Raw genomic sequence first — 21,932 nt, 5'->3', positions numbered from 1 at the left:
CGGAGGCACTTAATGAGTACTAGTGATTTTAATGACAACACCAGTAAAGAAAAAGGTGAAAGTTTCTATAATCCCGAAACTTGTATGCATTGTCCATATTACTCAACACCTTATGATCAATCAATAGAGGATCAATATGTAGGCACAGATACAGATGCTAACGACTTCGATGATGATGACTTTGAGCCCGGATATAGGCAAGGAGACCCTAGAATACGTAGACGTAGGCGTAGACGCAGACGTAGACGTAGAATGCATATGCCTATGGCATTTGCTCTAGCCCTAATCCCCTATGATGATTACGACGATTGATATTAGTATTAAAAAAGTATTGTGCACTTTCTGAAATATACTTAGTTCAAATAGTATAAAATTTAAAATAAAAATAAGCACTAGTTTATATTAGTGCTTATTTTTCACAATTTCCATAACAGGAGAATCGTTGTTTTATTTTTATTGGGCTATCTCTTGGGATATTTACTATTATTTAATACATTATTACTTTGTTTTTTATGAGACATAAAAATAAGCACCAACAATATATTTGGTACTTATTTCTACATATATGCCATAAGAGATATAAACTTTTGCACATTTGGAGTCTGTAGCATTATTTGGCCTATTATTTTATAGATATTATTATAACTAATAATTGTTATGATATTATTTTGCATACGTTAAATAAATATTTACAATACATGCAAAAGGCACCTAAATTTAACTAAGTGCCTTATACACTATTATCTACACCCTTAAAACAAAAATAAGCACCTATAATGACAAGCGCTTATTTTCAATATTATCTTAAAGGTCTAGTAAAATATATGAACTTATGATAGTTGCATTTAAATTTATAGTGCCCTGCAACCACAGACACCGGTCTAAATATCTGCAACATTTGGGGATTATATACTTTACCATGTATTATATTCACTAATTGTTACAATATCATTTTGTAAGGGTTAAATAAATATTTACATAGGGATATTAATGTATCACAAGGATTACTAATAGCATTTATATTTTAGATACTTTGTGCATAGAAAATAAGTACCCCTTTACCATTTTGGGTACTTATTTTCTATAATAGTATATGGTTAAAAGTGGAACTTGGGGATCGTTGCCAAATTGTATTACAATAATAGCAACATACAATATTTATGTATATACCGATGTATATACATAAATATATAATCGTAGTTATTTAAGAAAACTTTACCACCAAAAAATAATTTTTTACAGCAGAAAGGCACCTGAACTTAATCAAGTGCCTTTAAAGCTATATACAATTTTACTCAATACCATATTATACTATTATAAAAGGCACGTCAATACCACATAAAAGGACACTTTTTTAAGATTAAATTTAACATACTTTGGCTCTATACCTAGCATTTGCCCCATCTTGACAAGGACATTTTTTCATAGTTTTATTCCATCTATTCCGAAAAATAATATACTTAAATCTTCAATAGCTGATTTAACATCTCTTCCAACTGTTCTCACATTAAGATTAAAATGTTCTGCTACTTCCTCATAAGTGGGTAATATATTATCATCAGTTGGTTCCATGTACATATATTTAATAATATCATATCTTCTTTTCTTAGTATCACCATCCTTCTCACATATAACTTTATAATACTCCATAGATTTATTGATATGACCTAATATAATTGAAGTTCTCATCTTAGTTCTACTTATTGCCTGTACATATTGTTCTTCATCATCAATGGGATCAATATCATCCAAAATATCTATGGCATTGCTATTATATATACTATTGGTTGAACTATTTACAAGCCTGCCATGTACCTTCAAATCTCTATAATGCTTAAGTAACAATCTTGTATTCCTAAGTCTTCTGTCATACCTTTTTTTAGTTTTATAATACTCTTGCTCTTTAATATACTTTATTCCTTCACGAATGCCAATTTTTACTGCCTCATCATAATCTATCTTATTTTCCATAACGCTATCCTCCTTGCCTCTTAATTTTTATATTTCCCTATCCTTGCTTTAAGTGCATTCATAAGCCTATCTTGTGTACTGCTTTTATCACCTAAAGTAGATATAACATCTTCATCAACACCACCCTCAACCACCAGATGGTGGATGATAACTTTCTCCTGCTGACCCTGTCTATGCAGTCTTTTATTTGCCTGCTGGTATAATTCCAGTGACCAGTTAAGTCCAAACCATATAGCGTGATGGCCTCCTTTCTGTAGGTTAAGACCATAAGCACAGCTGGCAGGGTGTGCTAGAAGTATATCAACTTTTCCTGCATTCCAGTCATCTTCATCTTGGGAACCTTTAAGCTCCCTCACCCTTAGACCTAATCCCGATAAAACTTTCTTTATACGGACTAAATCATGTTGGAAACTATAGAACACTAATGCCGTCTGCCCGTTAAGCCCTTCCAGAAGCTCCATGAAAGCTTTAATTTTACAATCATGTATCGGTACTATATTTCTATTTTCGTCATACACAGCCCCATTGCATAACTGTAATAGCTTATTTGTAAGTACGGCAGCAGTTCCTGCGTCAATAGTACTTTCATCAACTTCAAGAAGCATATCCCTTTCCAGCTTTTCATATGCCTTTTTGGCCTTGCTATCAAGAACCACTTCTGTATCAACCGTAATGCAATCAGGAAGCTCTAAATAATCCTCTGCTTTCATGCTTATGCATATATCACCTATAAGCCTTTGTATCACTTCTCCTGCTCCCGGCTTTGGCATGTAGGTAAAAACATGGTCCCTATCTCTCTGGTCCGGTTCAAAATATCTTTCACGAAAATGTGTAATCCTTTTGCCCAATCTTTTACCTTCATCCAAGAGATACATTTGTGCCCATATATCCAAAAGGCCATTTGGTGCAGGTGTTCCTGTTAGACCCACAAATCTTTCAATATGGCTTCTAACCCAGGTGAGAGATTTAAACCTTTTGGCCTGGTGATTTTTAAAACTTGAAAACTCGTCTACAACAACCATGTCAAAGGGCCATGCGTTACGATAGTATTCTACAGGCCAGGGTACATTTTCACGGTTTATAACGTATATATCCGCAGGTGTATTAAGCGCCCTAACCCTCTTTGTTTTAGCCCCCAGTACTGAAATAACTCTAAGCATTCTTAAGTGGTCCCATTTTACTGCTTCTTTGCTCCATGTAGCTTCCGCAACTTTCTTTGGTGCTATGACAAGTACTTTTGCAATTGCAAACCTGTTATACTTTAAATCATTTACAGCTGTAAGAGTTATTACTGTTTTCCCAAGTCCCATGTCAAGAAATAATCCTAAAGCCTTATCGGTTAACATTCTGCTTATGCAGTATCTTTGATAGGCATGTGGTATAAAGTCCAATCTAACCACCTCCTTCCGTGAAATAAATTCACAATATTTTTGAAGTGCAACGTAAAAACACCATAAAATTCAAGTTTTGAATAATACGGTGTTCAAATAAATCATTCGCTTTTTTAGTTATGATATTAATAGGAAGAATGCATCTTAACTGGAACTACAGATTTTGCTCATTATCTTGCATTAAAATTTATTTTTTCCTTCCTATCTAAAACATTTGTTCAGTATTTATTACTAAGATGGTTAAAAATTAGAATGCCAGTAATGTATTGGAATGCCAAAAATCCAGCCAAATATAATACTATTAACTTAGAACTTTCCATTATATTAAAACATCCAATTATAGAAAAGATGACTATAGACACAGATATCACTGTCATTCCAATAATATACGCATACCTTCCAGATTTATCTCTTAGTATGATTTTCCTTTCATCGTGCATTTCAATGTTCTGATTCTCAATTATTTCTTTATATCTATCTTTATTTTTTGATTTCATCCAATAATAACATTTCCATAATATAACTGCTCCACCGCAAATTCCTGCTCCTGCAAATCCAAATAATAGGCTTCCTATTTTTGACTCGAAATTTAATGCAATAACTAAGCAAACAATCCCTACAAGCAGGTATGTCATACCTACAAACAAATTATTTTTTTTCATTTTCCACTCTCCTTTCATGAATAAAAATTTCCTCAATTGATTTTCCAAAATAATCTGAAATAACAAAGGCTAATTCTAATGAGGGATTATATTTTCCTGTTTCTATTGAACTTATTGTTTGTCTTGAAACTTTAAGAGCTTTCCCCAAATCTTCTTGATTAAGTCCTATGCGCTTTCTAAGCTCTTCAATCTTATTTTGCATTTAACCACCTCACTTACGACAAGGTACCTTTACATCAATTATAAATATCCTGCTCTACTTTGTCAAGGTACCTTTACACTTAATCAAAAGAAAATATAACTCTTAAGATTTTCATTATTTTTTAGAAAACATAAGTATTCTTAACACCGTATTATTCAATTTTCAAAGAGCTCGTTTGTGTTTTCAATTCTAATAGTTACGTCACACTAATTTCATTTATCAAATCATCTACAGCTTGTTTATTATCTATCACCAGCACCTTAAATCCTAAATTCCGTATTCTTCTATGCTGCACTAATTGTAACGGTGTGGGTTCCCTACCAAGTGCCTTCAACTCCACAAAAATAATTTTTCCTCCTGGAAGTAAAACCAATCTGTCCGGTACTCCTGCATTTCCATGAGAAACAAATTTATAAGCTTTCCCTCCTGCATTTCTTATTTTATCGACTAAATATTTTTCTATATCTCTTTCTCTCAAATTAATCACACCTAATTAAAAATTTATATTCTGTAACATCGTTTTCCTCGCGCGTACGTATATTAGGTATATTAGGCTATACGTGTATACGCCTATATTATCTAATAAATATATATATATAATATAAAAGTTACATAGTTACAATTACTATCGAACCCTTTGTTTACAATGCTTTATACTGTAACTTTTAAAGTTACAGTGAAGTTACAAAGTTACATTTGTAAAAACACGTAAATACTTAAAGGTTACATTTCCCTGTCAAAGTTACATTTATATTTATCCTCTTTTAAATCCTTTTTGAACGCCACAGTATCCAAATCTTGCAGACTTTTTTTGTTTTTTCCATCCATCTAGCATAGCGACAACACCATTAATCTCAGCCGCATCAGAATATTTCATGTACTTTATATCACCATTTAACGCTTCAACCCATACCTCCAGTGCACATATCCGGTCACGCTCCACTGTGACTATATCCCCTGTAATACCATTCGCCCAAAACATTCTTCTTCTATCCAATGGCCATTTAGTCCAGTCTGCCGGCACTTTTTTTTCAACAAACTCTCTTATGATACCTTCACGGGCACTATGTTCTCGATGAGACTCCTGTTCTTCCTCTGCTAATTTTTCTATTTCTTTTGGTAAATACAATGGCTCACCAAGTTGCCAGCGCATAAAAGCTTCTGCCCAAATCTGATCTACTTCATCATCAAGATCTCCCCATACTCCTTTAGTAGGTTTGGTAATAGCTATATCTATTGGCCAAAAACGCCTATTTCCCGTTTTATCACGTAAATATTCACCATTATTGCTGGTACCAAAGAACACACAACGGCGTAGATGCCATCCCACATGCCGCCCATAGGCAGCACGGAAAATGTCCTCACACTGGCTTAAAAATTGCTTTATACGCCCAATTTCAGACCTGTTAAACGCCTCCAGTTCACTTATTTCTACCAACCATACTCCCTGTACAAGCTCACTCGCTTCTTTACCTTCAAATGTCTTAATACTATCAGAAAACCAGCCTCTCCCCATTTTCTTAAGCAAGGTACTTTTATAATGACCCTGGGCACCAGTGAGAATAACCATGTTATCAAATTTAACACCTGGTGTCATAACACGAGCCACTGCTGCAGTAAAGGCCTTCCGTGTTATGGCCCTAGTATAGATGTTATCAGCAGCACCAAGATAATCAATAAACAAACTGTCAAGTCTCTTAATTCCATCCCAAGATAAACCTGTAAGATATTTTTTTACATTATCAAATTTGTGGTTATTTTCACATAAAGACAGTGCATTAATTATTTTTTTATCCCCAGTTATGTTGTAAGTATGCTCCAGATACCATTGGGTTCCTGCATCGTCATTATCCTTCCATATACGCTGCCCTTCTGTTTTATCCCATGGTAATGCGCCTAGTGCCACCCTTCTACTGGCAAATTCATCAAAAGTTATTTTTCCTTTTAAAAGAGGATCATTTTCAAGGATAATTAAAATATTATCTGTTGTCTTAGCAGGTGCCCCAGTAGCAGTACTTAACTGCAGCTTGCTTATCCAGTTTGCATTATCTTCTATGGGCGTACCAAAATCCCGGGTAACTTTTTCATACCTTTCTTTATTTAAAAATGTGGCTACATAAGTATCATTTACAGCAAACTCGCACATAGCTTTGTAGGATGGGAGCTTATTAACAGGTGTATCTGCTTTCGCTTCATCATCCATTTCATTAAATTTATGCAGCCTAACTAAATCAAAAGAATTACACAATTTACCCCCTGCAGGGTCAGTAGCATGGTGAGAATACAGGAAATTGCCATTTTCATATATAATTGCCCCACCTACAGTACTTCTTCCAGTATAACTGTACCTATCAGAACTGTTATCACACGGCTCATATATACCAGGTATAAAAGTTTCCATGACCTTGTATACGTCATAAGTTTTACAAAATGCCCCTATGATTCCTATTTTAGATGTAGGGTCCTCTTGTCTTTCTGCAAGCTTCCTATGGGATTGTTTGGCTCCTGGTACTTGTGGCCACTCTGATACATTATGCCAATCATTATATTTTGCAAGTATCCCGTCTGCATCTAAAAAAGGCTTGTCACCGTATTTATATACGTATCTGCTGTCCCTGCAGCATGAAGGCAAGTACATTAAACGTGATGCTTCAAAAGTAGTAGGGTCGCATAATTCTATTCCAATCATGCTTGCAGTTTTACGCGCCAATGGCTCGTATTCATCTGCTGTAGCTGTCCTATTCAAAGGTATAAGCACCCGAAGCCTGGGTTTTGATTCCTCATGTTTACGCGTAGAATAAACTGCATATGCGCACCCCAAACCATCCACCCTTAAAAGTGCATCATTGGTTCCACCAGGCTGTATATTATCCAAATCAAGGGTTAGGATATCCCTACCCCTGACACTTCCAGCTCTCCTTTTATTACCTTCAAGAATACCAGCTACAAATCCCCCTACATCTTTTAGTGCATCCTGTTTGTTTTTGGGATAACTTAAATACTCAGCCATAGTTTCAGTCCCCCTGGCCGGAGTAGCTAATTTTTTCACAAATTCGGACCAGTATAGTATTTGCTGCGGCCACTCTGTAGCTTTTCGACTACCGGCTGTAGATATTACAATCTGTCTGTCATTTTCTATCATGGAGTATCACCTCCTTCCCAGCATATTTTCTAATCTACTTTCTATTTATATTGATTTTTATAACCGCCCTGGGTTTCCAGTATCTATCCACCAATTTCTTATTGTGTTTTTGAATAGCTGCTTCTATGTTTATTCCATTCATGAATAGCTTGAATAATATTGCTATACACACCTGTATTACATCTAAAACCTCTTCCGTCATACGAACTTTATCCTCTTCATTTATTTCACATTTAAGTTCATCAACTTCCTCTTCGAGCTTTTTAAACATGTGCTTAAAACTTGATTTACCATTGTCCTGTCCAAGCTTTTTATTTTTATCCAGCACCATTAATTTCAGCTTGACCGCCTCCTTTTACCCCACATAAAATTTGAATTACGACGTAAAAATACTGTAGAATTCAAATTATTCATTTTTAATAGTTAAAATACTTAATTAAGAAAACTACAAACAACCGAATACGTATTATGCGAGCTACTATAATGCATACTATTTCTAAAGATCTAAATGGAGTGATTATATGATATTAAATATTATAGTTGGATTTATAATTCCTTGGTTAACTGGTATAGTATTATATTTTAAAGACAAAAGATTATTGTTAATTACTGCTCCAATCCAAAGTGCAATGGCATTTGCTATTAATGTTATTGGCTATAATAAAGACTATTGGAACCTATATCCTTTTGAATTGCAATGTATATCTGCTATACCATTCGATATAGGTTTATACCCTATCCTTGCAGTATGGATGATATATTTAACCAAGGTTTCAAAGCTAAATACTTATTTCATTATTCTATTTTTCGCAATCGCTACTACTTTTTTAGAATATTTAGGCATTGTAACTGGTAGAGTATTTTATGCTCATGGTTGGAATATATTTTATACCTTTTTATCATATCTATTACCTTACGTTCTAGCTTACTTGTACTATTTATGCCTAAAAAACGATAATGTCTTTAATTGAAATAATATTTTCTACAGAATCTCTAAATTATCATAATTTTTATGATAACTTAGAGATTGTTTTTGCTATCTAATCCCGTATTATTCAGTTACCATAAAATATTGTTCTTATTTTTACCTTTAATAGTTACGTCGCAGTTTTTTCACTTTCCGTACTATTCCTTCTTATAAAATTTTGCTACAAATCCATCAGCATTAAGTGGAAGCCCAGGTGCCCATGCTATTGGCTGACTCATTATATTACATACCTGGCCAAGGTCCGCATATTCTTCCAGACAGTCAATAACCACTTCATCATGAACATGAAATATTACCTTATACCCTATTTTGCTGAGCTTTTTAATACTTTCTGCCAGACAGTCCCTTGCGATAGCCTGGGTTATATTTTCCACTAATTTTCCGCCATAAGTGGATACAAGCTGCCATTTTCTTGTTTTCTGGTTCATACCATGGTAAAATATTGCTTCTCTTCCCCGATCGTTTTGAGCTATGAAAGGCCTAGTATAAAATAACTTTCTACCACTTGGAAGGGTTATAGTGAGAAAATCCTGCTGTGTATTATAGTCACCTTCATGGGCTATAATAAGATTTTTTATTCCTACTGGCTGCCCTGTTCTCATAACAGAAAGAGCTGCATTTTCAACAGAATACCAAAGGTCTACTATGCGCCTGTTTGTAGCTCTCCACCTGTGTACAATTTCAGGAAGTTCATTCTCTTCAAGGCCCATATTTAAAGCTCCCATACTTATAAGCGCTCCTGAAGCTCCCTGGTATCCAAGTGCAAGTTCTGCAACTTTTCCTTTTTGTCTTAACTCATATTCCGGATTTCCTTTTTTAATTTTTTCTATAGGTACACCAAACATCTGGGATGCAGAAGCTTCATATATTTTTCCGTGTGAATTGAATACATCAAGCCTCCACTGCTCCCCCGCCATCCATGCGATTACCCTAGCCTCTATAGCTGAAAAGTCAGCGTCAACAAGTATATTTCCTTGGCTTGGTATAAAAGCAGTCCTAATAAGCTGTGAAAGGGTATCCGGTACACTGCCGTATATTAGTTTCAATGCATCTATCTTTTTGTATTTAACACAATCCCTAGCAAGTTCCAGTGTTTCAATATTTGTTCTAGGTAAATTTTGCGGCTGCACGATTCTTCCTGCCCATCTACCGGTTCTATTGGCTTTATAAAATTGTAGCAATCCTCTAATTCTGCCATCGCTACATACAGCTTCTTTCATAGCTATATATTTTTTAACACTAGTTTTTGATAGCTCCTGCCTTATCCGAAGTAGTCTTTTCACAACATCATTGTCCGTGGCCTTTATGAGTTTCTTAACTGTATCTTTAGTTAAATCTACAGTTTCTTCTCCTGTTTCTTTTTCCAGCCACCCGGATAACTGCTGAACACTATTAGGATTATCAAGACCTGATAAATTCACTGCTTCATCCATCAGTTTTTCACTTACAACTTTGCTGCAGTATAACGCTCCATCAATTAAGTCCTGGTCAACTCTAGCGCCATAGGCATTCATTCTTTGGTCAAGTTCCCATAACTCCTGTTCTTGTTCTGGCACTGGAAATGCCTGCAGTCGTCTTTCAATTTCCATTTCAGTAACTACATCCTGTATGCAGTATTCTTTGAATAGGCTCCACTTCTCTGGTTCATGATGTGGTAAAGTCCTTGTGCGGTGCCCATTTGATTTTGTAGGTTTGCATGGTACACAAAATGTTCTTATAAGCGCCTTACCTATTCCCATTTTGCGTTTGTCCTCTGGAAGTCCTAAAGCCTTTCCAGTAGCCGCAAGACCTGCAGTATATCCACAATATAATCCGTGGATCATAGTACATCTCCATTGCTCAAGTGGTGAGATATAAAATTTATTTAAGCAATACCATTCAAAAGGTGCATTGTAGGCATGTTTCAATATATAAGGGTCTTTCAATGCCGCCATAATTTCCTGCGGCAGAACTTCTCTTTGGGTAAAATCTATAATTTTTACTGGTTCACTATCAAAAGAATATGCAAACAATAGTATTTCAAAATCAGGAGACTGTACATACTTGTACAGCCCACCTTTCCCGATATTTACACTTGAAAAAGTTTCTAAATCTATTGATAAATGCCTCATATACCCATCACACCACCGTTAATAGGCATACCAGTTATAGGATCTAATTGCTGCTGTTGCACTGGTGGTTGGTAGACAGGTAGTTGTTGGTATCCTGGTTGTACTTGTGGCTGTTGATACTGTGGTTGGGGATATGAAGGCTGTGTATATGGTGTTTGGGGGTATCCCTGTGCAGGCTGCGCCGGAGCACCATATCCTCCTGTACTATCCCCAAAGGCATCCGCGGCAGAGATACGTCCACCCAATGGCTCTCCATCTCCTAACTTTTGTACAGGCCCCAATCCGCAGCCAATACCTTTTTTACCGCTGTTAGTATAAGGGAAAAACCTTATTGATACCCGGGCATACATTCCTGAATATATATCTGTTTGATCTAAAATAGGGTTAAGGTTTATATCTACAATGTCCTGCTTATCTTTATCAGAAGCTGTCAGAACCCAATGCCCCTTGCATTCTTCACCAAAAGGCATTCCATCACTTGGCCTAGCCCCGTCTCCGTCATGAACTGGTGTAGATAACACTGGAGGGCGAATCCCATTAAATTTTTCTTTTACACCATATTGTATTGCGGCATTTATAGCAGCATCTATTCTTTGCTTTGTAGCAATATCTGACTTTGGTATAAGTAGTGTAGCACTGTATTTTGGCTCTCCCCCATTTCTATTTGCATATGGAGTACATAAGTGTACATAGCTCAATCTTACTTTTCCTGTTACAACATTTTGCGGATCATTAATCATTTACAATTCCTCCTTCATTTTTAAAAACATCTTTAGCACTTATTTTTTGAATGGGTTCCCTTTTATCATTTAAAGGTACAAGAGTCGGTTTACCTGATGATTTATTTACATAACTATCCAAAAGTTCTTTGAATTTTGATTTTCCTAATAAATCTTCAGCAGCAGCTAAGGTAATAGGTTTTCTTTCATAGAGCATGATTTCATCCATGCCATTTTCCTTTAAAATTTCAAAAGCTTTATCCTGGTCAGTAAATTGCCTTACACTTTTGCCATGAACTGCTTTCCATCCCGGAATATCATTGCCCTTTAAGACTTCACTCAATGCATATTCTTCAAGGCGTTTAACCCATTTAGCAAGGTTCTGTGCTTTTTCAAGTATTTGTCCTACTTCTTCATTAGATATAAGGGGTGGCTCCTTATAACCGAACACATCAACTGCCATGTTTGTATCTTTATTAGTCCTACACGTAGCTGCTGCTTTGCAAAATCTACAGTGAGCCCCTGCTATAAATTCACCTTCACCATTGAATGCTTTTTGAGCTATAGGTTTTATACTTTCCCCCCAATTAAGAAGCTCCTGTGAAGGCATTTGATATTCCGATATGCCGCCTTGTCTTGGCTGTACAATAGTCATTATTATGGATTTTATAGGATATAAAAATGCGTACTCCGTAAAAGCTCCTAGTGCATAAAACATCATCTGTGTATTCTTCTCTGCCGATACGGGTACCCCTTTGCCATATTTAAAATCTATAACATGCATGATATTACCGCCTATAATAAGACAGTCACAGGTGCCAAAGCCTTCTGGAGCATAAGTACTATAGTCAATTTTTTTTTCCACTGCGGCATAAGGCGGGGCATCAAAGCCATGCAATATTCCGGCCACATAGTCCAGATAAGTATCGGTACGCTTCATCATTTCATCCTCATATAGTGGCTGCTTTTTCAATTTATTTAACCTACTATTAAAAGTCCTTGTACTCATTGGTTCGATACAGTATTTTTTAAGTTTCAATTCTGCTATTTTATGCGCTAGTGTACCAGCTGCAGCATACTCACTTGTTTTTTCAGGCAAGGTTTCTTCTAACCTTGCCGAAGGTGTGCATTTAAGCCATCTATGTGATGAACTTGGAGATAGAATGGCATGTTTTTCTGAGACACTCATATTTGGGCCCCCATTGCTCTCAGCTGTGTGGCAAAAGCTCCATATTGTTCTTTAGGCAAAAATGTAAGTGCCTGTACTCCAAATGATGCTAGAAGCTGTTGTAATTGTACCTGTTTTCCTGCGTCCATAAGTTGCGTAGCTGCTAATGCTAGTTGATCCATAGTATAAGTCTGTATTGCGGTTGGTACTGCGGTATTGGCTACCGGCGGCATCTGTTGCTGTGTTGGTTGTGGTTGCGTAACTGGTTGTACCGGTTGGATAGGTGCAGATGGCGGCGTAACTGGTGTCTGTTGTATAGGAGTAACAGGTTGTTGAGCTGAGGAGTTAACATTCCCCACAGGTTTAGTTTCTATTTGATTAGCTGCCGGGATGTAATTTTCTTTTAGTTCTATTGTACCTGCAAACCTCTCAAGAACCTTAAGTAATTGCGCCTCAGCTTTAATCGTTAATGTAATATCCATAATTTATATCAATCCTTTCATCAATTAATTAATTTTTCTAGTTCTTCTATTAAGAATTTTCTATTTAACCTTTTGGATGCTTTTATAACATCTATTAGATTCGCTATTTTAGAATTAATATAAGGTATAGAGTCAGCTTCTAATTCTGCTATTTGCTCCTCTAATTCTTCAATTCTTTCCTGGGTAAATTCAAGTATGGCCAACCATACATCTTCACCCATTGTAGTGACAATTAAATCTTCTAAATCTCTCAATTCTATAAAGGTAACTGTTTCTTCTTTTAACCTTTTTACTTTTGCTACAAACATATTTACCTCCACATTTGATTTTTAAGTACTCTTTGAACCTTCTACTTTTCAATTTCTTGGTCTTCTTTAAACCTAGATAACTTGTCTTCTAATTCTTGTTTAACTACAGGTACGCCCACTAATTCAACAAAAACTCTAGTTCTTGGAGCGCTGAACCACGTAAGTCCTTTGTCATTTAGCGTTCTCTCAAGCTTTAAAAAAGCCATTCTTTTATTACTAGCCTTTACATATAGCTTAAAATTTTCGTCATTCTCCATATACACAAGATATAAACAGTCACCAGCTTGACTATCTATTTTTGAATTAATTAGATTATTAACAGTTACATCTAGCACTTTCGCCAAACATTCAATTTCACCAAGCCTTATACGATATTGAACGTTCTCAATTTTACTCAATCTACTTAATTTTATTGTTGCCTTTTTAGCCAGTTCTTCTTGAGTTAATTCTAATTCTTTTCTTTTATTAACAATATTTATTGCAATATCGCAATAAAAATCATATCCTATTTTTTCTAAAGTCTTTCCTTCATAAAATTTCATATTAAATTTCCTCCACATTTGACTTATTTCCTATCCTACTGTAGAATAGGATTGTTGTTTATAAATTTCTCTTGGACCCTCTTGCAAAGGGTTCTTTTTTATTCGACTATCAAAACTCCCAAGAAACTTACATAGATACCTGGTTCAATATCTACCTGAATATCTTTTCCGTCAGTTACAGTTAAAGTAATCCCAAATTCTCTGTTGAAACTTATACATTCATCTAGTGTCAGATTTTCAGCAACATTTTTTATCAACTTTCTTCCTCCTTTCCTTCTCATTTCTTATGGCCGTGATTTTGGCTGTTACCTTTTTCTCCTCTTCCCTGCCTTACAGTAAATGCAACTAACAATTTAACTAGCTGACTTTCTAGAGCTTCTTCCAATCCTGTTTTAAATTCTTCAGAATTAACAGGGTGGTTGTACCAATAATCATTCATCTAACTACCACTCCAATTCCAAACAATCTTCCAAATCTGCTCCGTTCAAATATGCAATACAATTTTTTAAGTCCTTAAAATCTTCCGTGAAAGCTTTACCAGCTGTATTGTCTACTCCGGCAAAGCTGCCGTCTTTATTTAGTATCAAAAATAAGCCATATGGTTTTCTAGTATCGATTATTTTACTTGATTTTTCTTTAGATATAACTTCAATCACCTTGTATCACTTCCTTTACATATTTTTCTTTTATATAAGCCGTTACGGCACTACTAAAATGAATTGTATTTGAAATGTCACATTTTCAAGGTATGATTCATAGTATATATTGGGAAAGTGTTTGTATTTTTCTGTAACACACTTTTTTATAAAAGGCTTTACAGCCTGTTAATCACTTTGCATCTTTAAGTTCACTGTCATTTAACTCTTCAATAGCTTTTAATATTTTGTCTCTGTTTAAGTCACAGAATAATTTTGTAAATCTTTTTTTAGCTTCTGGAATCTCTTCTGGGTTTGTAACTATAATTTTCAACCTTTCTCTTTCCTTTTTCATTTAATACCTCCTGGAAATATTACTACCATATTATTCAAATGATTTTATATGGTTACTCTGCCTTTTCATTGTTTTATATTTCTCTTGGCTGGAGCCACCTGAAGTCTACCTTGATTGGAAGTTTTGCAGGCGTTTTATCCTCACCAAATTTTTTAATCTCTTACGTTCGTCCCTTAAGATTTTTACATATTTTTCTAAAGGCATTTATAACATTTTGTAGAATCTAATCACCATGAAAGGTGGTGATTCTATTGCAAACTTTTAAAGAATGGGTTGTTAAATATAAAGGTAAAGATAGCATAAGAGGAGACTTTGCTGAGGATATTTTAAGAGATAAGAACTTCCCAGATACTAACGATAAGGACAAAATCCTAAGTTACGTAGAATTTCAGCTTAGGCACCATGGGAATAGCAAAGCCTTTCCAACCTTTAAACGCATGTATGACTCATATTTAAAATCACTCAAAGACTCTGGGGATAACTAAAGCCGTATCAGCATCAATCTGATCACAGGTTTTATCTCTAGATTTTCTTTCAAAATACTTTTTTCTTAATTCGTAGGGTGCATACATACCTACGGATATTTTCTCTATTTCTTTCCTATTTTCTAACTCTTTAACTAATTCTTGTGTCGGGATGCTTTTTAACCTAATTTTGATTGTGCTCAAGATTAACATTAAATCTTCTCTAGTTAAGCTCTTAGAATCTAATAATTCTAGGAGCTGTTTCTCATTTTCTTTATTAATAATCTCAAATCTTCTCCATTGATTATCTTCTTCACTCTCATGGTATCCTTTCCCATCTTCCCCCCTACGGATAAGTTCATTACGATATTCTTCTACATCTAGTCCTCCGATTGGGACCATACCATTGTTATAAGTCCAGATAGCATTTTTTAAATTGTCAATAGATAATTTTCTTAAATTCATATATATATCTCCTTTCTTTGATTAATCATTTGTCTATTACCCTTATTTCTGCTTTCACAGGTACAAGCTTTTCTCTTCCTACCAATACAAATTTGCTTAAATCCCCTATATTATCAGGTAGGTTGTTTGGTCTTGGTACAATGCTACTCAATATTTCAACTCCTCTTTCTCTTTAATTCAGGAAACACATCTTCGATATTAGCTTTCAAAACCTTACATATCTTATTAGCCGTATCAAGTTTTGGGATACAATCCTCATTTAATATTGCATAGAATTGTGTTCTACTCAAACCACTCTCCTTGATTATTTCACTTGTACTTATTCCTTTACTTTTCAGGCTTTTAACTAATTCTTTTATGTTGTTATTCAATTATTTACCTCCTTTCGTTTGACCATGATTATATTATATGTTTGAATCGTCAAACACCCAATTCGTAATATTTATCGTATTGTTTGATGTTTCAAACGATATCTCTAATATACTTTCACTTTCTCCTATTTTCTTAGAATTACTGTTTACTTTATCAAACACTTGTATTATAATATGTAATATAAACCGAACAGAAAGGAAAATGTTGCAATGACTAATTTGAGTGAAAACTTAAGAAAAATAAGACAGAACCATAAATTAAGTATTAATAAGCTCGCAAATCTTTCAGGTATAAATAAAAGTACAATAAGTGAAATCGAAAATAATAAAATATTAAACCCTTCAAGAAATACTCTTGAAAAATTATCCGAGGCTTTAGGAACAAGTGTAGATAAGTTGTTAGGTGGTATTGATACTAAAAACCCAAAACCTGAATTAAATAAAAGAGATATGAAAGATATAGCTAAGGATGTTAATTCCATTATGGATAAACTGGATAAAGGGGAAGATGGTCCGGCTTATTATAATGACATAGAAATGAATGAAGAAGATAAGGAATTATTCAGGAGTGCTCTTGAATTAGCCTTGAAAACTATAAAGGTAAAGAACAAAGAAACTTATACGCCCAAAAAATATAGAAGATAATAAAAGGGGATGAGGTGTATGCACTCTAGAATAAAAAAGATAGTCCAAGCCCTCATAAGAAAATACAAGACAAATAATGTGTATGAATTAGCTAGGTGTCTGGGTATTATTTTACAAATAGTTCCACTAGGCTCATACGCTGGTTCATATCTTTATATAAAACGCCGCAAAATCATATGTCTAAATTCATGTCTAAATGAATATGAACGAATAATTGTACTCGCCCATGAGAGATAGGCCATTCAATTTTACATAAAAGAACTAATTGTTACTTTATGAAAAATAAAACTTTATTTCTTACTTCCAAGCTAGAAAAAGAAGCTAACCTATTTGCAGCAGAATACCTTATACCAGATGATATTTTAAATGAATATGAAGGTTTTTCCTTAGATGAAATAGCTCGTTCTGAAAATATTTTACCCGAATTATTAAAGTTAAAATTTGGTTATATCTAAAAAAGCGAAAAATATTTTTTTAAAAAATATACAAAAGTAATTATTTAAAGGAAAAAATAAACTTAATATAGAATTATTATATAAATTATAGCCAGAGGTGCATGAGGTGCATGTATTTTGAAACGAAAGAAATTTATAATTATATGTATTGTATTGCTTGTAATAACAATACCATCTATAGGAATAGGCACAGCTATAAAACTATCCATAATTAATAAGACTTATGATGCCAAAAGAAAGACATTTCCTGAAACTAAATATATCTATGATCCAAATACAAATAATGATTCGAATAGCAACCTTCCGGGATGGGCACCAATTGAACGCAGTTCTGAATTAAAAGACAATCCTGAAGGGTGGAAGCTTACAAAAAAAGAAACTATAATGTCAAACAATTACGACCAAGTTGCAAAAGAGAAAGAAGCTGCCAGACAAAGAGTGCTGAAAATTGCCAGGAATTTAGTCATAGTAGTATCAATTTTATTTGCTATTATACTTATATTAACTGTACTAAAAGAAAAATTCAGGGAGGGGGATTTGATGAATGGAAAGCAAAAGAAATTCATTGCAGTGTGTTTGATTTTATATGCAATAATATTGTCTTCTATAATTTTAAACACAAATTCAAGGTTATCAGCACTTAATCAGGCATATGATTCTAAGAAAACTTCACATTATTATGATAGCGATCAAATTGAGGCAGACAAAACATCTGCCAAGTCAGAAGTAGCCAAAAATGCCAAAACTACAGGTATAATAATATCAATATTATTTGGAATTATTATGCTCTCAGGCAAAATAATATTATACAATCCAAATACACCCTCAAATAACACAACTGCTCAAAAACTCAACAAACTTAAACAGCTAAAGAGTCAAGGAATACTTACAGATGAAGAATATGAAAGTAAACGGAAAGATATTATAGATAATATAGAATTATAAGCAATTGCATTTCAACGAATAGCTCAGGCCGGAAGAATCCTATAGAATTATTAAAATTAAGATTTAATTACCTTTAAAACAGATAGTACATATGTAAAATACTAGCCGCATAACATAAATGAAATATGATATAATTTTTATCAAGAGAATAAAAATGTTTTTAGTTAGTCACCTCCCAGGATTTTATCTCTTACAAAAGAGGTCGTTGTGGTTAATTTGACAACAGAGGAGGTGGCAATATGAGTGACACTGTGATTATAGTAATATCAATATGTATTACAGCATTAGGCTTAACAGGTATGGTGATTGTAGGAACATATTTAAAAGATAGATTAATAATCAAAGGTAAGTCTTCAATTGGGAAATTGACTGAAAATGAAATATCTATAACTGCTGAAGATAAAAACTCAAAAAACTAAAATGCACCTCAACGACAAAGTGCATTCTTAGTTAACTAACAATATTTTACTATAAAAAACCGCAACGGCTTCTTTTAAATATATTATATCACAATTCAAATGGAATATGCTATAACCTCCATTAAGATAATAAAAATAAACTATAATACTTTAAGGTGGTGAATAAGGTGAATAAAGAAGATTTGAACGCTATAAGGGACCTATTAAAGGCAGAATTAGAACCCATAAAAAATGACATGAAGTCTATTAGAATTCAACAAGACGAGGATCATAAAATCCTAAGAGCATTAGAACATAGCTCAGAAGTAAATAAAGCTGAAAGAGATAACTTGAATAACGACATAGCACATATTAGTGGTCATTTAAAAAACATAGATGAGAATATTAATGCAGTAAAAGAAATTTTAGGAAGGCATGAGGTGGATATTACTGTACTGAAAAGAAGACTAGTGTAAGATTTCATATTTATTTCAACCTAATATTTATATTCTATAAGGAATGATATGTTAAAGGAGGCATTACCTATGAACAATGAAGAAAAAATATTAAAAATTCTTGAATCCATACAATCTCAAATTAATGGGCTTCAATCCCAAACATCTGAAAACACTCAAATTCTTAAAGCTCTTGAACACAACTCACAGATGCATAAAGCTGAAATTAATAAATTAAATCACCAATTTGCAGAGCTGCAAGATACAGTAAAAAATATATCTAGCAAAATGGATGAAAATTTTTCCGAATTAAAAGAAACTAATAGATCTCTATTAGAGATGTATGGATCTCACGAAGCCGAAATAAGGACCTTGAGACGTAAACCAGTTTAATAGCAGAAGAAATAAAAGATAGGCTATTATAAGTGTTAAAGGAGGAATTAACTATGAATAACGAAGAAAAAATATTGAATATATTATCAGAACTTTCAACCACTGTTAATCAAATTCAGAGACAAATTAATGATAACCATACCGAAGTAATGTTAAAGCTAGATGCCCTAGAAAAAAATCAAGAATCCATTAAAGATTTTATTATCAACCCTGACAATACTTTTAAGAAGTCAGAAGAAGCTTATCAATTTGTACAGCACGTCAAAAGCTATTTCAATAAGCAGTGATGATATTAGAGAGGAATTGAATTATAATGCTAAGAATAGCCATATATAGCCGTAAATCTGTGGAAACAGATACCGGAGAAAGTATAAAAAATCAAATAGCTATCTGCAAACAATATTTTAAAAGAGAAAATGAAGAATGTAAATTTGAAGTATTCCAGGACGAAGGATTTTCAGGTAGTAATATAAACAGACCCTCATTTCAGAGAATGATGGAACTAGCTAAAATTAAACAATTTGATATAATTGCCGTATATAAAATAGACCGTATAGCCAGAAATATTGTAGATTTTGTAAATGTATTTGACGAACTTGACAAATTAGGAATTCACTTGATAAGTATTACAGAAGGTTTTGACCCATCTACTCCTGCAGGTAAAATGATGATGATGTTACTAGCCTCTTTTGCTGAAATGGAGAGAATGAACATTGCTCAGAGAGTAAAAGACAATATGAAAGAGCTTGCAAAAATGGGCCGTTGGAGTGGTGGAACTCCACCTAAAGGATATAAAACAAAACGAATCAAAGAAAATGGCAAAGACATAACGTATTTAGAGCTTATAGATGATGGATCTAAAAATATACAAAAGATATTTGAAAGTTATGCTGCTGGGCTTTCCATGTACCAGATAAGCAAACACTTCAAAAATGAAGGGACCAGTTATCCTAATAAAACCATATTAAATATATTAAGAAATCCTACCTATTTAGAAGCTACCAAGCAATCAATTAAATATTTAGAAAGTCAAGGATATACTGTTTATGGAGAACCTAATGGATGCGGCTTTTTACCATATAATCGTAGACCTCGAACTAATGGTAAAAAATCTTGGAATGACAAAAATAAATTCGTCGGCATCTCTAAGCATACACCAATTATAGATTTAAATTTATGGATAAAGGTACAACAAAAATTAAAAGAAAAAACAGTTGATCCACATCCCCATGAAAGTAATAATTCTTTTTTATCTGGCGGCCTTATAAAATGTAAATGTGGTGGGCATATGATTGTAAAGACAGGAGCACTTAGAAAAAAAGTTCCGCAAAAGTATTATTTTGTATGTTCAAACAAAGGAAATGAAGTGGGCTGTCCCAGCAAACATTTAAGAGTCGATTATGCTGAAGAGGATTTTCTGAATTTCTTAAAAGACTTTCTTGATAAGGATTATTTAAAAGACTACCTTGAAGAATACAAGGATAAAAAAGATATAAAAAATGAAATCAAATCAATAAGTAAGAAAATTAATTTAAATACTGTTGCTATCAATAACCTAGTTGATAAATTGGCCTTGATGTCAAATGATGCCTCAAAAGTATTAATGAGAAGAATTGAAGATTTAACTCAGAATAATAATATGTTGAATGAAAGATTATTGGAGTTACAAAGAGAAAAGTTATTAGACACTTTAAACAAAAACAATATCGATATTATTCATAATACTATAAAAAATATATTTAATACGTCTGATACTACTTTAAGGAGACTTTATATTAAAAGCATAATACAAGATATCATCTATGATTACGATAATAAATCCTTAAATATTACTATATTCAAAAAAGGGGTTATTTAAGTTGGTCTGGATGTGCAGCAGCCCTAACTGCAAAAAAAGCAGGTGCAGAAGTAATTATGTATGAAAAAACAGATATGGTACTTGGCCTTGGAAATGTGGGCGGAATAATGAGAAACAATGGCAGATATACTGCTGCAGAAGAAATTATTGCTCTAGGGGCAGGAGACTTAATAAATATTACCGATAGTGTTACAAGACATAAAAATGTAAACTTCCCTGGTCATGCTCATGCATGATTTGCAGTATTGCGACACTAACCAAGGGCTTTAAATTTAATCTAAATGACTGTTTAAACCTTGTATACCCTTACTTAGAATCAGACACATTTGGAACCAGACTAAGAAAAATAAGAAAAAATAATAACTTAACTACCAGTGAACTAAGTAAGATTATAAATATTTCTACATCCGGAATAATATCATATGAAAATTCTAATGTTAATCCATCACCTAATATTATAATAAAATTATATAAGCTATTTGGCAATAACATAATATGTAATGGCTATATGAAATTTATAGCTTATGATTGTAGTATACTATTAGAATTGTGGAGAACTAATAAAAATATAAGTAAAAAAGAAGCTTCTAAAATTTTAGGCATCTCTGAAAACACATATTTAAACTGTGTAAATAAAAAAAGTTTCATTTCTGAAAAAACTTTCAAAAGAATAAAAAATAAAATTATAAGTGTCCTATAGATCTATACAAATAAAAGCCTAAACCCACATTAAAATGTACCCTATCAGATAGACACTTGAAAAAAGTCTACTCGATAGGGTATTTTTATTATAATGAAACAGATAAA

34 protein-coding genes are annotated in these 21,932 nt (G+C 33.5%); 14 read left to right on the top strand and 20 right to left on the bottom strand.

Features of this window, described 5'->3' with window-relative positions:
* Nucleotides 1–12 precede the first annotated feature (12 nt).
* The gene (locus ACJDU8_RS17650) at nt 13–312 is read left to right on the top strand and encodes a hypothetical protein (RefSeq protein WP_406793478.1); all 300 of its coding nucleotides are present in this window, start codon (nt 13–15) and stop codon (nt 310–312) included.
* Between the two features lie 1,110 nt (nt 313–1,422).
* Here ACJDU8_RS17650 and ACJDU8_RS17645 read toward each other — a convergent pair.
* From ACJDU8_RS17645 to ACJDU8_RS17615, 7 genes are all read right to left on the bottom strand, one after another.
* Complete coding sequence (locus tag ACJDU8_RS17645; protein ID WP_406793477.1) at nt 1,423–1,971, bottom strand: hypothetical protein; 549 nt, start codon at nt 1,969–1,971, stop codon at nt 1,423–1,425.
* A 20-nt stretch (nt 1,972–1,991) separates the two neighbouring features.
* Nucleotides 1,992–3,362, bottom strand: a complete 1,371-nt coding sequence (locus ACJDU8_RS17640) for an SNF2-related protein (protein ID WP_406793476.1) — start codon at nt 3,360–3,362, stop codon at nt 1,992–1,994.
* A gap of 218 nt (nt 3,363–3,580) precedes the next feature.
* Nucleotides 3,581–4,024 carry a hypothetical protein gene (locus ACJDU8_RS17635; protein ID WP_406793475.1) on the bottom strand — a complete coding sequence of 148 codons (444 nt, stop codon included), beginning with the start codon at nt 4,022–4,024 and terminating at the stop codon, nt 3,581–3,583.
* A complete protein-coding gene (locus ACJDU8_RS17630; protein WP_406793474.1) occupies nt 4,011–4,226 on the bottom strand; it encodes a helix-turn-helix transcriptional regulator in 216 nt (71 codons plus the stop codon). The genes ACJDU8_RS17635 and ACJDU8_RS17630 overlap by 14 nt, the downstream gene beginning before the upstream one ends.
* Before the next feature lie 196 nt (nt 4,227–4,422).
* The gene (locus tag ACJDU8_RS17625; RefSeq protein WP_406793473.1) at nt 4,423–4,704 is read right to left on the bottom strand and encodes a PDDEXK family nuclease; all 282 of its coding nucleotides are present in this window, start codon (nt 4,702–4,704) and stop codon (nt 4,423–4,425) included.
* 276 nt (nt 4,705–4,980) lie between these two features.
* On the bottom strand, nt 4,981–7,368 hold the full coding sequence (locus ACJDU8_RS17620) for a virulence-associated E family protein (protein WP_406793472.1): 2,388 nt from the start codon (nt 7,366–7,368) through the stop codon (nt 4,981–4,983).
* 34 nt (nt 7,369–7,402) lie between these two features.
* Nucleotides 7,403–7,699, bottom strand: coding sequence for a MazG nucleotide pyrophosphohydrolase domain-containing protein (locus ACJDU8_RS17615; protein WP_406793471.1), 297 nt, complete (start codon nt 7,697–7,699; stop codon nt 7,403–7,405).
* A gap of 190 nt (nt 7,700–7,889) precedes the next feature.
* Between ACJDU8_RS17615 and ACJDU8_RS17610 the strand changes: the two genes are divergently transcribed.
* The gene (locus ACJDU8_RS17610; protein WP_406793470.1) at nt 7,890–8,339 is read left to right on the top strand and encodes a CBO0543 family protein; all 450 of its coding nucleotides are present in this window, start codon (nt 7,890–7,892) and stop codon (nt 8,337–8,339) included.
* Between the two features lie 154 nt (nt 8,340–8,493).
* Here ACJDU8_RS17610 and ACJDU8_RS17605 read toward each other — a convergent pair whose 3' ends face one another.
* The 10 genes from ACJDU8_RS17605 to ACJDU8_RS17560 all read right to left on the bottom strand — a co-directional run bounded on the left by ACJDU8_RS17605 (nt 8,494) and on the right by ACJDU8_RS17560 (nt 14,676).
* Complete coding sequence (locus ACJDU8_RS17605; RefSeq protein ID WP_406793469.1) at nt 8,494–10,467, bottom strand: DNA polymerase; 1,974 nt, start codon at nt 10,465–10,467, stop codon at nt 8,494–8,496.
* Nucleotides 10,464–11,207 (bottom strand): DUF2815 family protein, encoded by a 744-nt coding sequence (locus tag ACJDU8_RS17600; RefSeq protein WP_406793468.1) that lies wholly within the window; start codon nt 11,205–11,207, stop codon nt 10,464–10,466. The genes ACJDU8_RS17605 and ACJDU8_RS17600 overlap by 4 nt, the downstream gene beginning before the upstream one ends.
* Complete coding sequence (locus tag ACJDU8_RS17595) at nt 11,200–12,375, bottom strand: DUF2800 domain-containing protein (RefSeq protein WP_406793467.1); 1,176 nt, start codon at nt 12,373–12,375, stop codon at nt 11,200–11,202. Before ACJDU8_RS17595 ends, ACJDU8_RS17600 begins: the two co-directional genes overlap by 8 nt.
* Nucleotides 12,372–12,713 (bottom strand): hypothetical protein, encoded by a 342-nt coding sequence (locus ACJDU8_RS17590; RefSeq protein WP_406793466.1) that lies wholly within the window; start codon nt 12,711–12,713, stop codon nt 12,372–12,374. Before ACJDU8_RS17590 ends, ACJDU8_RS17595 begins: the two co-directional genes overlap by 4 nt.
* Nucleotides 12,714–12,856: 143 nt before the next feature.
* Nucleotides 12,857–13,144: a hypothetical protein gene (locus ACJDU8_RS17585; RefSeq protein ID WP_406793465.1), complete on the bottom strand. Its 288-nt coding sequence runs from the start codon at nt 13,142–13,144 to the stop codon at nt 12,857–12,859.
* Between the two features lie 41 nt (nt 13,145–13,185).
* A complete protein-coding gene (locus ACJDU8_RS17580; RefSeq protein WP_406793464.1) occupies nt 13,186–13,686 on the bottom strand; it encodes a helix-turn-helix domain-containing protein in 501 nt (166 codons plus the stop codon).
* Nucleotides 13,687–13,784: 98 nt separating this feature from the next.
* Complete coding sequence (locus ACJDU8_RS17575; protein ID WP_406793463.1) at nt 13,785–13,943, bottom strand: hypothetical protein; 159 nt, start codon at nt 13,941–13,943, stop codon at nt 13,785–13,787.
* 20 nt (nt 13,944–13,963) lie between these two features.
* Nucleotides 13,964–14,125: a hypothetical protein gene (locus tag ACJDU8_RS17570; protein WP_406793462.1), complete on the bottom strand. Its 162-nt coding sequence runs from the start codon at nt 14,123–14,125 to the stop codon at nt 13,964–13,966.
* Nucleotides 14,126–14,129: 4 nt separating this feature from the next.
* Entirely contained in the window at nt 14,130–14,342 is a 213-nt protein-coding gene (locus ACJDU8_RS17565) for a hypothetical protein (protein ID WP_406793461.1), read from the bottom strand.
* Nucleotides 14,343–14,514: 172 nt separating this feature from the next.
* Nucleotides 14,515–14,676 carry a hypothetical protein gene (locus tag ACJDU8_RS17560; RefSeq protein ID WP_406793460.1) on the bottom strand — a complete coding sequence of 54 codons (162 nt, stop codon included), beginning with the start codon at nt 14,674–14,676 and terminating at the stop codon, nt 14,515–14,517.
* Nucleotides 14,677–14,927: 251 nt separating this feature from the next.
* Between ACJDU8_RS17560 and ACJDU8_RS17555 the strand changes: the two genes are divergently transcribed.
* A complete protein-coding gene (locus ACJDU8_RS17555; protein WP_406793459.1) occupies nt 14,928–15,161 on the top strand; it encodes a YozE family protein in 234 nt (77 codons plus the stop codon).
* Here the strand turns inward: ACJDU8_RS17555 and ACJDU8_RS17550 are convergent.
* Genes ACJDU8_RS17550 through ACJDU8_RS17540 form a run of 3 tightly spaced genes read right to left on the bottom strand, consistent with a single transcriptional unit; the run spans nt 15,135 to nt 15,976 of the window.
* Nucleotides 15,135–15,605 carry a hypothetical protein gene (locus tag ACJDU8_RS17550; protein WP_406793458.1) on the bottom strand — a complete coding sequence of 157 codons (471 nt, stop codon included), beginning with the start codon at nt 15,603–15,605 and terminating at the stop codon, nt 15,135–15,137. The two genes, ACJDU8_RS17555 and ACJDU8_RS17550, sit on opposite strands and share 27 nt — an antisense overlap.
* 25 nt (nt 15,606–15,630) lie before the next feature.
* Nucleotides 15,631–15,756 carry a hypothetical protein gene (locus ACJDU8_RS17545; RefSeq protein ID WP_406793457.1) on the bottom strand — a complete coding sequence of 42 codons (126 nt, stop codon included), beginning with the start codon at nt 15,754–15,756 and terminating at the stop codon, nt 15,631–15,633.
* 4 nt (nt 15,757–15,760) lie between these two features.
* The gene (locus ACJDU8_RS17540; RefSeq protein ID WP_406793456.1) at nt 15,761–15,976 is read right to left on the bottom strand and encodes a helix-turn-helix transcriptional regulator; all 216 of its coding nucleotides are present in this window, start codon (nt 15,974–15,976) and stop codon (nt 15,761–15,763) included.
* A 210-nt stretch (nt 15,977–16,186) separates the two neighbouring features.
* On the opposite strand from ACJDU8_RS17540, the gene ACJDU8_RS17535 reads away from it, so the two are divergent.
* The 11 genes from ACJDU8_RS17535 (at nt 16,187) to ACJDU8_RS17485 (ending at nt 21,825) form a co-directional block, all read left to right on the top strand.
* Nucleotides 16,187–16,621 carry a helix-turn-helix domain-containing protein gene (locus ACJDU8_RS17535; RefSeq protein ID WP_406793455.1) on the top strand — a complete coding sequence of 145 codons (435 nt, stop codon included), beginning with the start codon at nt 16,187–16,189 and terminating at the stop codon, nt 16,619–16,621.
* A gap of 18 nt (nt 16,622–16,639) precedes the next feature.
* Nucleotides 16,640–16,858 (top strand): ImmA/IrrE family metallo-endopeptidase, encoded by a 219-nt coding sequence (locus tag ACJDU8_RS17530; RefSeq protein WP_406793454.1) that lies wholly within the window; start codon nt 16,640–16,642, stop codon nt 16,856–16,858.
* Between the two features lie 38 nt (nt 16,859–16,896).
* The gene (locus tag ACJDU8_RS17525) at nt 16,897–17,076 is read left to right on the top strand and encodes an ImmA/IrrE family metallo-endopeptidase (RefSeq protein ID WP_406793453.1); all 180 of its coding nucleotides are present in this window, start codon (nt 16,897–16,899) and stop codon (nt 17,074–17,076) included.
* A gap of 117 nt (nt 17,077–17,193) precedes the next feature.
* On the top strand, nt 17,194–18,021 hold the full coding sequence (locus ACJDU8_RS17520; protein WP_406793452.1) for an SHOCT domain-containing protein: 828 nt from the start codon (nt 17,194–17,196) through the stop codon (nt 18,019–18,021).
* Nucleotides 18,022–18,260: 239 nt separating this feature from the next.
* The gene (locus ACJDU8_RS17515) at nt 18,261–18,440 is read left to right on the top strand and encodes a hypothetical protein (protein ID WP_406793451.1); all 180 of its coding nucleotides are present in this window, start codon (nt 18,261–18,263) and stop codon (nt 18,438–18,440) included.
* A 167-nt stretch (nt 18,441–18,607) separates the two neighbouring features.
* Entirely contained in the window at nt 18,608–18,895 is a 288-nt protein-coding gene (locus ACJDU8_RS17510) for a hypothetical protein (RefSeq protein ID WP_406793450.1), read from the top strand.
* A gap of 69 nt (nt 18,896–18,964) precedes the next feature.
* Entirely contained in the window at nt 18,965–19,267 is a 303-nt protein-coding gene (locus ACJDU8_RS17505) for a hypothetical protein (RefSeq protein ID WP_406793449.1), read from the top strand.
* A 53-nt stretch (nt 19,268–19,320) separates the two neighbouring features.
* Entirely contained in the window at nt 19,321–19,554 is a 234-nt protein-coding gene (locus ACJDU8_RS17500; RefSeq protein WP_406793448.1) for a hypothetical protein, read from the top strand.
* A 26-nt stretch (nt 19,555–19,580) separates the two neighbouring features.
* Nucleotides 19,581–21,125: a recombinase family protein gene (locus ACJDU8_RS17495; RefSeq protein WP_406793447.1), complete on the top strand. Its 1,545-nt coding sequence runs from the start codon at nt 19,581–19,583 to the stop codon at nt 21,123–21,125.
* Nucleotides 21,086–21,361 carry an FAD-dependent oxidoreductase gene (locus ACJDU8_RS17490; RefSeq protein ID WP_406793515.1) on the top strand — a complete coding sequence of 92 codons (276 nt, stop codon included), beginning with the start codon at nt 21,086–21,088 and terminating at the stop codon, nt 21,359–21,361. Before ACJDU8_RS17495 ends, ACJDU8_RS17490 begins: the two co-directional genes overlap by 40 nt.
* A complete protein-coding gene (locus ACJDU8_RS17485; protein WP_406793446.1) occupies nt 21,358–21,825 on the top strand; it encodes a helix-turn-helix transcriptional regulator in 468 nt (155 codons plus the stop codon). Before ACJDU8_RS17490 ends, ACJDU8_RS17485 begins: the two co-directional genes overlap by 4 nt.
* Nucleotides 21,826–21,932: the final 107 nt, after the last annotated feature.

The sequence above is a fragment of the Candidatus Clostridium eludens genome (assembly GCF_045310515.1).
Lineage (GTDB): Bacteria > Bacillota > Clostridia > Clostridiales > Clostridiaceae > Clostridium_B > Clostridium_B eludens.
The sequence above is the reverse complement of the archived record's forward strand: the minus strand, read 5'-3'. Positions and strand labels throughout refer to the sequence as shown.